A 1,223-nucleotide genomic window follows, 5' to 3' on the forward strand; every position below is an offset into this window, starting at 1 on the left:
CGCTCAAATAGATTGTAGGCAAGGAGCTTTAAGAGCAGGTCAATTTCATTGGCGGCAAACGATTGCGTAGGGATCCGGTGGATAGCAAATCCACGCTTGCCTTCCTTGATGTAGTTCTCCATCGCGCAGCGTTGGTTGTAGAATCGCCATACGTCGATGGCTTCCCAGGCTTCGGTCGTTACCATGGCTTCGTACTGCCAAAGCAAGTCGAGTTCGAGCTGCGACTGATCCCCGTCCCAGCGCGGCATCTTGCGGATGACAGCGACACGACGCGTCTTCTCCCACGTGGTCGCTTGGTAGGCGAGCACTACGCCTTCAATGATCCATTCGTCATCGACAAACCGCGTCCACTGTTCACAGGCTTTCACCTGCTGCTGAAGACGCGGCGTCCATTTGAGTTTGCCGACATAGCCGATCTTCCGGGACTCCCAGAAGGCATAGAAGTCCTCGCCCCCAAAGCCCTTGTCAAAGCGTGCATAACGCACGGGATGGGAATCCAGCAGATCTAACGTCTGCTCCGCAAAGGGCAGGACATCGGTCGAACTGCTTGTATTGCCAGGGCGCAGACAGGCGTTAAGCAGCATCCGCGACTGTCCTTCATAGATGAGCAAGGGGTGCAAGCTTTTGCGCCCGTGCTTGTAGCTATTGTAGCCCACTTCCGCTCCCTGTTGGTTGCCGTACACGGTCTCCACGGTAGAGTCCAGATCCAAGATTAACGATGTTGGCAACCGGGGTTGGATGAGGGCGAGATTTAAGGCTCGGATGGCCGGCGTGATCTGCTCATGGGCCTTGCCTAGACGCAGCAGATCTTTATTTAACAACGTGTGATGTGGCACTCGGCCACCCATCGCGTGAGCGACTAAGGCGTCGCTCGCTAGGGATTTGAAGTGAAAGAGGCGTTCACAGCCGAGAAGCCAGCCGATGATGAGGTACTGCAAGATTCGATGAGTGGGGAAGATGGCGTTCATGGCTTTGGCTTGACCCAGCGTCCGAAGTGCCTGTTGGAAGCGAATCGATTCCAGAAAACTAAGGATGGTTTTACTGCCTGCAAAATTTGTGGCGTTTCGCATAGAAAATTCCGTTTTCAACGACATGATTTTTGTGGTAGAATTCACCTTAAAGGTGCTCCTCTCTTTGGGTGATGTTGTTCCGACAAACACCATTCTACCAAAGATTTGAGCACTTTTTTATGTTTTTATGAGACAGCACTTTCGTAATTCAGG

1 protein-coding gene is annotated in these 1,223 nt (G+C 52.6%); it reads right to left on the reverse strand.

Annotation, left to right across the window (positions count from 1 at the left end; genetic code table 11):
- Positions 1-1,115, reverse strand: a 1,115-nt coding sequence (locus PA598K_RS21945) for an IS1380 family transposase (RefSeq protein WP_185602159.1), incomplete at its 3' end; no start/stop codon positions are given.
- Positions 1,116-1,223: the final 108 nt, after the last annotated feature.

Origin of the sequence: Paenibacillus sp. 598K (assembly GCF_003851045.1) — a bacterium.
Classification (GTDB): domain Bacteria; phylum Bacillota; class Bacilli; order Paenibacillales; family Paenibacillaceae; genus Paenibacillus_D.